The sequence below is a fragment of the Aliivibrio sp. SR45-2 genome, assembly GCF_963890165.1.
GTDB classification, from domain to species: domain Bacteria; phylum Pseudomonadota; class Gammaproteobacteria; order Enterobacterales; family Vibrionaceae; genus Aliivibrio; species Aliivibrio salmonicida.
Map to the genome: position 1 here is coordinate 82,906 of NZ_CAWPRC010000044.1, position 9,312 is coordinate 92,217.

At 40.7% G+C, this 9,312-nt stretch carries 10 protein-coding genes; 2 read left to right on the top strand and 8 right to left on the bottom strand.

Features of this window, described 5'->3' with window-relative positions; translation table 11 throughout:
- Positions 1–7: 7 nt before the first annotated feature.
- The 3 genes from AACV33_RS02390 to AACV33_RS02400 form a co-directional block, all read right to left on the bottom strand.
- The gene (locus AACV33_RS02390; protein WP_182699806.1) at positions 8–1,198 is read right to left on the bottom strand and encodes a diaminopropionate ammonia-lyase; all 1,191 of its coding nucleotides are present in this window, start codon (positions 1,196–1,198) and stop codon (positions 8–10) included.
- Positions 1,199–1,380: 182 nt separating this feature from the next.
- Positions 1,381–2,043, bottom strand: coding sequence for a hypothetical protein (locus tag AACV33_RS02395; RefSeq protein ID WP_182699807.1), 663 nt, complete (start codon positions 2,041–2,043; stop codon positions 1,381–1,383).
- 84 nt (positions 2,044–2,127) lie between these two features.
- Entirely contained in the window at positions 2,128–2,484 is a 357-nt protein-coding gene (locus tag AACV33_RS02400; protein ID WP_182699808.1) for a hypothetical protein, read from the bottom strand.
- Between the two features lie 213 nt (positions 2,485–2,697).
- Between AACV33_RS02400 and AACV33_RS02405 the strand changes: the two genes are divergently transcribed.
- Together AACV33_RS02405 and arsB are read left to right on the top strand one after the other, a co-directional pair.
- On the top strand, positions 2,698–3,039 hold the full coding sequence (locus tag AACV33_RS02405; protein WP_182699809.1) for an ArsR/SmtB family transcription factor: 342 nt from the start codon (positions 2,698–2,700) through the stop codon (positions 3,037–3,039).
- Positions 3,040–3,194: 155 nt separating this feature from the next.
- Positions 3,195–4,238 (top strand): ACR3 family arsenite efflux transporter, encoded by a 1,044-nt coding sequence (arsB, locus tag AACV33_RS02410; protein ID WP_023602944.1) that lies wholly within the window; start codon positions 3,195–3,197, stop codon positions 4,236–4,238.
- Positions 4,239–4,319: 81 nt separating this feature from the next.
- Here the strand turns inward: arsB and ccoP are convergent, their stop codons facing one another.
- The 5 genes from ccoP to AACV33_RS02435 form a co-directional block, all read right to left on the bottom strand.
- Entirely contained in the window at positions 4,320–6,464 is a 2,145-nt protein-coding gene (gene ccoP, locus AACV33_RS02415) for a cytochrome-c oxidase, cbb3-type subunit III (protein WP_017021960.1), read from the bottom strand.
- A 2-nt stretch (positions 6,465–6,466) separates the two neighbouring features.
- The gene (ccoO, locus tag AACV33_RS02420) at positions 6,467–7,081 is read right to left on the bottom strand and encodes a cytochrome-c oxidase, cbb3-type subunit II (protein WP_026469675.1); all 615 of its coding nucleotides are present in this window, start codon (positions 7,079–7,081) and stop codon (positions 6,467–6,469) included.
- Entirely contained in the window at positions 7,081–8,496 is a 1,416-nt protein-coding gene (gene ccoN / locus AACV33_RS02425) for a cytochrome-c oxidase, cbb3-type subunit I (RefSeq protein WP_182699810.1), read from the bottom strand. Before ccoN ends, ccoO begins: the two co-directional genes overlap by 1 nt.
- Positions 8,497–8,501: 5 nt before the next feature.
- Positions 8,502–8,840, bottom strand: coding sequence for a c-type cytochrome (locus tag AACV33_RS02430; protein WP_017021963.1), 339 nt, complete (start codon positions 8,838–8,840; stop codon positions 8,502–8,504).
- A 189-nt stretch (positions 8,841–9,029) separates the two neighbouring features.
- Positions 9,030–9,312 (bottom strand): EAL domain-containing protein (locus AACV33_RS02435; protein WP_182699811.1); only part of this gene is annotated, 283 nt, incomplete at its 5' end.

Consider the following 9,312-nt stretch of genomic DNA (forward strand, 5'->3'; position numbering starts at 1 on the left):
ATCGCGATTACGCCGTAAGCTGTTTATACAATTCAGGATCTGTCGCCCCTTCAGTCCCAATGACTAACACGCGGCTTGATGAGTTCAATTGCATGGCTTGTGAAAAATCAGAATGTTGACGAGCTAAAATAGCGGCAGCAAACCCTGGAACCGCCGACTCTCCGGCTTCAATAGACCCATCCGATTGATAGCCTTTGGCAAGTAAACGCATGGCTTGAGGGATCGCGTCTTCGCTTAGGGTCATAAAATCATCGGCCCCGTTCTCTAAAATAGTCCATGCTAAACTTGAGACTTCACCGCAAGCAAGACCTGCCATTAATGTCTCTAAATCCCCGCCAACAACCACGGGCTTGCCAGCTTGCGCACTCTGCTGAAGACAATTCGCTTGCTCTGGTTCTACAATAATAAAACGCGGACGTTGTTTACCCCATAAATCCCAAAAATAACCACACACAGCTGATGCTAATCCACCTACACCACCTTGTATGAAAACATGAGAAGGGATCTCTCCATCCAATTGCTCTACGACTTCAGCAAGCATGACGGTGTAACCTAGAGCGACATCTTTTGGAATATCCATGTAACCTTCATACGAGGTATCAGACACAATCACTCGATCATGCATTTTCGCTTCAGAGTCAGCTAATCGCACAGATTCATCATAGTTTCCACTGATGCGAACCACTTCTGCACCAAAAGCTTCCATCGCTTGCTTACGACCTTCTGATACATCGCGATGAATATAAATCACACAACCACAGCCAAACATCTGCGCTCCCCATGCCACTGAGCGCCCATGATTACCATCGGTTGCACAACTCACAACAATTTCAGCAACCTCTGATTTCCACTTACCTTCTAATAACTCTTTTGTCGTGGGCATTTTTCCATACTGTTTATGCAGCAGTATTTGTAGCTGACGAGCGACGGCGTAGGCACCGCCTAATGCTTTAAAGCTTTTTAAACCAAAGCGTTGTGATTCATCCTTGTACCACAATTTTTTAAGCTTTGCTGCACTGGCAATATCATTCAACAAATACAATGGCGTAGCTGCGTAGTTTGGCCATTGTGTAATATCACGAATAGCGTTCTCTGAGTCAGCCACATTTAAAATAGCATGCTGTTCAGCTGAGTATTCAGCCTCTACATTTGCTTTGGGATTAGAGAAGTGACTTAACGCACCAGTCAATAACGACATATTGATCATCCTTAAAAATTCGTGTTTATCCTTGAACATCCGACTATTCATCGGCCAGATATTCAAGACGTTTTCGATATTAAAAGTGTATCAACAGTAAGTGTAGCGGTTCTGTTTTGTTAAATAAAAAAATGAGGTTTTTATGCATAATCAGAATAATAAACGCGGAAGTTCACTACAGATTATTGTTTTACCTTAGATTGAATCTCAGTACCTGCTTCTCTTAGCAAATTAAAAGGTGACATAATAACGCCCTTCACTGCACCTTGAGTTGCTTGTTGAGATAATTCTTCTGTTTTATCTATAATCTGATCGGCTTTAAGCATGATTGGTGGTACTTCTTTACGTAATTTTTCCGACTCTTTAATTACCGCCGGAATTGTCGTTACACGGTATCCCTTACTTTCTACAAACGCGTTAGGGAAAACGTGCTCGCGATAATTTTTTAATTCAACCAATGTGCTCGGTACGGTTTTATTATTTACAGCATTCATTACCGTAATAACTTCTGGTAAGGATTCAGTTCGAATGGCTTTGACTTCATTAAGGATCAGAGGAATTTTATTATCGACCGATACGACCGTTTGGTTTACGTTATTGACGGTATTTTTAACCTCACTGACTAAGGTTAATACTTGAGGCGTTAATTTTTCAACGTGTTTTGCTAATAACAACCATTGGTCTATTTCCAGTTTATCCGCAGTTTTAGTGATTTCAGCCATGAATTTTGGGTAATCGTTAACAACAACGGTAATGGTATTGGTGAATGAATAAATCGTAAATCCCAAATAGAAAATCGCCACTGCTAACAGCGCCTGTATCGCCATTCCTAATTTAGCTAACATATTCATTCCTTAACGTTATTTTGAAGTAATAGACACTTCACGATACATTAAGACATTCAAAAAATACAACGTAATATCAAAACACTATACTAACGCGAGTAAAATCCCGCCCACGGTTAATGCGGCAGAAACGTATTGCCCCGCAGAATAAGAGGTATCATTTTCTTCTTCAAGGGCGCTTGGGGGATTAATACCTAAAGCGCCATGAGCAAAAGACTCGACTTGTTCGCTCATGTCTCGATCACTTTCTTGTTTATAATGATTTTCTTTCTCAATTTCTTGAAGTGCATACAACAACGCTTTGCCTTCATTCGATAGCGTCACTTGATCATGATTAATAACAAATGCCGTATTTGTAGACGAATTTGTCGCCATTGACGTTGGAACTACTGGTTGAGGGTACACCATTGAATTTTGATATGAAGAAACACCCGTTAACATTGCCATTCCTTTAATTGAACACTCATTCTCTATTCACTGTAGCGGAAGACATGTCGAAAACTTGTGCATAATTCGTCCATGTCTATCCGAATTTTAGACTTCCTTCACTCTTTTCTTTGTAACAACCTTACTTTTTCAACCATGACGGCTTGATCTTCTTTTTTAATACGCCTATAGTTCATCGTGTTTTTACGATTAACTAACGAGTAGACAATGGCAACACAATGCAAACCGACAGATAAATGTTCTTTTTCAACGTCAGAACATGGCCTGCAACAAGAAAAAGAATTTGCGTCATTAGCAAAAGCATTGTCTCACCCTGCTCGCGTTCGTATTTTAAAAATATTATCAACATTAGAAAAATCAGGAGGCTGTTTAAACAGCGATTTGGTCTCTGAATTAGGATTGGCTCAATCAACGGTTTCTGAACATTTACGTGTATTGAAACAAGCAGGCTTTATTACTGCAGAATCTATCCCACCCAAAATGTGTTATCGAATTAATCGAGATCGTATTGCTCTATTTGATCAACTCACTAACACCATTTTAATGTAGTTAATATTGATACTATCACTCACGTTACTTGTCCATCTTCTATAATAAGCATGAATGATAACGTGATTATTTTTGCAAAAATCAATCGTAATTCGACGATGTACGATTATTATTTGACATACTATCGAATTAAAATAAAACCATAAGGAGGTTTTATGCAACCTAAGCTCAGTTTTCTCGACCGATACCTAACACTGTGGATTTTTATCGCAATGGCGATTGGTGTATTAATTGGGGTTCAATTTCCTCAAGTTGCAGAATGGAATGAATCCATGTCGGTAGGAACAACCAATATTCCTCTCGCTATTGGCCTGATTTTAATGATGTATCCGCCATTAGCTAAAGTGAACTACAACCTACTTGGTAGCGTTGTAAAAGACAAACAAGCCATCACATTATCGCTTGTTATGAACTGGATTGTGGGTCCAATATTAATGTTCATCTTAGCACTGACATTTTTAGGCGATCACCCTGGTTATATGGTTGGCATCATCCTTATTGGCCTAGCTCGCTGTATTGCTATGGTATTAGTTTGGAACGATATTGGCGGTGGTAATAAAGAGTATGGCGCGGCATTAGTGGCGATTAACTCTGCGTTTCAAATCGTTACTTACAGCTTAATGGCGTGGTTATTCATCAGTGTACTTCCACCAGTGTTTGGTTATGAGAGCATGGTCGTTGATATCTCTATGATGGACATCGCAGAAAGTGTGCTTATCTATTTGGGTATCCCTTTCCTTGCTGGTTTCTTAAGCCGTAAGATCTTAGTCTCACAAAAAGGCGAAGAATGGTACAACACGGTTTTCATTCCAAAAATTTCACCTATCACATTGATTGCTCTGCTAGGTACGATTGTTCTTATGTTTAGCTTAAAAGGTGAAATGATCCTTGAGCTACCAATGGACGTGGTTCGCATTGCTATTCCACTAACGATCTATTTTGTCTTAATGTTTTTCTCTAGCTTCTTTATCGGTAAGAAAATGGGCATTCCTTATGATAAGAACGCCTCTATCGCTTTTACCGCAACAGGTAATAACTTTGAGTTAGCGATTGCGGTTTCTATTGCGGTATTTGGGTTGAACTCAGATCAAGCGTTTGCCGGTGTAATTGGCCCTCTGATTGAGGTTCCTGTATTAATCGCATTGGTTAATGTGGCGTTGAGAATGAAAGGAAAATCAGAAGAGAAAGCAGCCGCTTAGTTCTGCACAATCTGAATTCAAATAAAAACGGGTCGTTGATATTCTCTATCAACGACCCGTTTGTATATACCACTATCTTACTTATTCGACGTTAATATTGCGGTCTCGTTTATCGTACATATCAGGCGTCGTATGGAAATTACCTGCATAACCTGCTTTTTGAAGTTTCTCTCGCACCGCTTTTACATCAGCAGCCGTCACCACTTCGGTTCGGTCTCCAAGATAGTCACGAATAAAAGAAATTAACTCCGATAATTGTGCATCCGTTAATACATTTTGGAAGCTTACCATCGGCATAAAGTTTCTTTCTTCATTAAGGTAGCTTGGTTCTAACCCACGAATGGTCACTGCGATGGTATTGTATGGATCCCGATGCATAATAATACCGTTGTTTAACAGCGTCGGAGCGATTGGATCTCGTCCTTTACCATCCTCCCCATGACACGCACCACAAGTTGATACGAATAAAGGATACATATCAGATTGTTTGGCTTCGTCAGTGAATCCTGTCGGTTGCAGCTGTTTCGTATCAGGTGGAATCGTGTTGTTTTCATCTCCCACCAATAGGTACGTCGCCATTGCTTCTACATCTTCACGAGTCATAAAGCTGGTGCTATTTTTAACCACATCAGCCATCCCACCAAACGCTGAGCCTTTATCTGAATGCCCAGTATGCAAGAAATCAGTCAGGGTTTTTACATCCCAACGATCTTGATATAACTCACGAGCAGAGATATCAGGGGCGTTCCAACCATCAATGATATTTCCTTGAAAAATCTTATCTTCTTCAAGTGCTTGGGCAATATTTCTAGGCGTATGACACTCAGAACAATGCCCAAGTCCTGCCACTAAATATTTACCACGCGACCAAATATCCGTCCCTTCTACTGGTGCATTAGTGGTTAAATCAAGCGGTTCTCTGTCCATAAATACGATATTCCAACCTAATAATCCTAGGCGAATATTGGATGGAAACATCATGCTATTGTCATCGTTACGACGTGAGGCGGCGGGTATCGATTGTAAATAATCCCACAATATCGATACATCTTCTTCTGTCACATGTTGATACGAGGTGTAAGGCATTGCAGGGTAAAGATACCCATGCTTCCCTTTCCCATCATAGAGTGCAGCTTTAAAATCATCGTAACTGTAATCACCAATACCCTCTGTGAAATGGGGCGTAATATTGGTCGAATAAACCGTCCCAAATGGCGTAACAAAAGGCAATCCTCCCGCAAACGGTTCTCCTCCTTCAGCACTATGACAAGCCACGCAATCCCCTGCGTACGCGAGATACTCGCCTTGTTTAATGTTCTTTTCAGAAATCGCTGCAATTTTTGCATTATAAGCAATGCGTTGCTGAGTAATAAACGCCGCCAGCGCTAAGATCTCGTTGTCACTTAATTGGGCTTCAAACGCAGGCATGATGTTGTTCAGGCCATCATTGATTGTATGTTGGATCTCTTCAATGCTCCCGCCATGCAACCAAACATTATCCGATAAATTCGGGGCGCCTAACGCTTGGTTCCCTTTTGCATCGCCGCCATGACATACCACACAGTTTTTCATGAAGGCGGTTTCACCTTGCTTTATCTTCAAAGAGGGTGCATTGAGTGGGCGTTGTTGCAGAGAAGCAAGATAATAAGAGAGGTTTTGAATCTCTTCTTCGGGAAGAATATTTTTCCAACCAGCCATCGCACCATAACGGCCTTTTTTAATTGAATGTAAAATGTCACTATCTGAACCGCCATACAACCACACGTCATCAATCAAATTTGGAAAGTGTTTCTGACCTTGCCCATTAGCACGATGACAAGCAGCACAGTGAGTTTGAAACAACCCTTTACCTGACGAAACAATCATCGGTTCTGCAGCTAATACCGTTAAGTCGACTTGATTGATGCCTGCAATTTGCTCGTCCAAGGATTCATTGTGTTCTTGAATCGTATCGTCGCTTTGCTCCCACCCAAGTAATCCCTGCCAATTACCGAGTCCCGGATACAATACTAAAAAGACAATAGAGCACGAGAAAGCGATAAAATACCCAACAAACATAATACGGGGTGGCGGTGCGTCGTTTTCGTCAATGTCATCGAATGAATCAATGGTTTTATCTTTATCGGCAAGATGGTTCGTTCTCCAATATTTCACCACCACATAAACCATCAAGACTAAGAAAATAACAGTAAGAGTAATGACCCATATATTCCAAAATCCAGTCATAATTATTCCCCTTGATCTTGCATGGTATCAACACCTAAGCTCTGCAAATAACGGATCAACGCTTCACCTTTCGTTTTTCCGATCACTTGAAGTCGAGCTCCATCAATATCCGCATCGGTATAAGGTACACCGAGCATACGTAGCCCTCGCATCTTATCGGAAATCGCCTCTCCATCGAGCGTTTGTTCAAACAACCACGGGTAGCTTGGCATGATAGAGGTTGGAACCACATTACGAGGGTTCATCAAATGAATCACATGCCATTGATCGGAATACTTACGCCCCATGTTCGTCAAATCAGGACCGGTACGTTTTGACCCCCATAAATTTGGAAACTCATAAATATCATCGGCCTCTTTATTTGCACGACCATTACGCAGTATTTCGGCTTCTAATGGACGCACCATTTGAGTGTGACAAACATGGCACCCTTCGCTGATATAAATATCTCGACCCGCAAGTTCTAATGCGGTAAGCGGTTTAGCCAAGGATATTTTCTTTAAATCCTCAGATGAAAATAGATTAGGAACCACCCAAACTAGCAGCGAAAAGGACGCAACAATAACCGTTGAAATAATTAAAATGAAAACCGATTGAGTAAAATCTTTGCTCACTATCATGATTTCCCCTCCATCTCAGCCAGTGCTCCTGTACTCGACGTTACCGTTTTGTAAAGGTTGAACACCATCATCAATAAGCCAACAACAAAGAAGACACCACCAAGGAAACGAACAAACAACCACGGCGCTTTAAAGTCCATTGCTTCAACAAAACTGTAGGCGAGTGAGCCGTTATCAAGCTGTGTAAGCCACATGTACCCTTCACCGATCCCTGCAACCCAAAGGGCTATCGCATAAAGAGCAACCCCAATATGAGCGAACCAGAAATGCCACTTTAATAAACGGAGTGACCACAGTTCTTCTTTTCCCCATAAACGCGGAATGAAGTAATAAAATACAGCAATGGCAGACATACCCACCCACCCTAAGGCAGCAGAATGTACATGACCAATGATCCATTCGGTATTATGAGCAACCATGTTAAACCAACGAATCGCCAGTAATGGCCCCTCAAACGTCGCGAGACAGTAATAAAGAATGGCAGAGAAAAAGAACAACATAATGTAATCTTTTTTCAGTTTCTCTTTGTTAGAGAGTAAGGTCATCGCACTATTAAAAGCCCCTGCCCATGACGGTATCCATAAGATCAGCGACATTACGATACCAATATTTTGCACCCATACTGGTACGGATGAATAAATAAGATGATGCGTGCCAGCCCATGTATAAAAGCCCACTAATCCCCAAAAATGGATAATAGACAAACGGTAGGAATAAATAGGACGTTCAGATATTTTAGGAATGAAATAATAGTTCATGGCAATAACGCCAGCGGTTAACAAAAAGCCCACGGCATTATGTCCCCACCACCATTGAACAATGGCATCTTGAGCTCCGGCATAAATCGAATAAGATTTCCACATTGACACCGGTAACGCCAAATTATTAATAATGAAAATCATCGCGATAACGAGAATAAATGCCCCGAAAAACCAATTGGCGACAAAGATATGGCTGACTTTTCTTTTCGCAATCGTACCAAAGAATAAGACCGCATAAAGCACCCACACCAAGGCGATTAATATATCGATTGGCCACTCTAGTTCGGCGTATTCTTTAGTGGTTGTGTACCCTAACGGGAGCGTTATCAACGCGAGGATTAAGATAAACTGCCAGCCCCAGAAGACCATCCAAGACAGGCTTTTATTAAATAATTCCACCTTGCTCGTTCGCTGAACAATATACAGCGAGGTGCCCATTAAAATATTAACGACGAAACCAAAAATAACACCCGACGTATGCAACGGACGCAATCGGCCAAACTGAAAATATTGTGAATCAAAATTGAGCGATGGCCAATAAAGCTGGGCAGCAAGCATCACACCAACACTCATACCAATGACGGCCCAAATAACGGCAGCAATAATAAAATAGCGCACAACTTTTGTATCGTAATCCCTGATATCTGTCATCGCCTTTACTCCATTTTATCTTGAGACTCAGAACCTAGCATCGAGTAATAATAGGCAATGTCTTTCATGTCTTGATTGGATAAGGTATCTGCTTGCTGCTGCATTAGAATGGCTAACCCACTCGTTCTCTCGCGGGATTTATAATCTTTTAATGCAGAGACAAGATAAGAAGCGCGTTGGCCTCGTAAGTTTGGGTAGGGATCAATCAATGCAATGCCATCAGCACCATGACAAGCCATACACACTTTTGCTTTCTCTTTCCCTATTTCAAACTGATTTGATTCTTCAGCAAGAAGAAAACCGCTAAATAAAAAGGCACCACAAGATATAAGCCATTTAGTCATCGTTAATAAGCCTTATAAATTAATAATAATTACAATTTTAGGATACTTATTTTAAACGTGCCCAATTTAAGTCATATTAATTATAAGCATGAGACATCAATGTGATGTAATCACATTGATTCAATCAATTTAAACGAGAGTTAAGATAAAAAGAAAGGAAGTACATAAAACGTAATCATTAACTTGGTATCAACTCAGTTTTTCAGCGTAACGATCAACTAAATCACCAATAAGTAGCGGCTTATCAAAGTAATACCCTTGCAATAAATCACAATGATATTCTTTTAATTTTTGATGCTGCTCGATAGTCTCAACCCCTTCAGCCACAACCTTCATATGGCATGAAGATCCAATCGCGATAATCGCTTTTACTAAGGTGTCACTTTGCTTATTATTTAATAGTTTATCAACAAAAGAGCGATCTATTTTGATTTCACTAATCGGTAAATTATTGAGGTAATTTAGCGAAGAG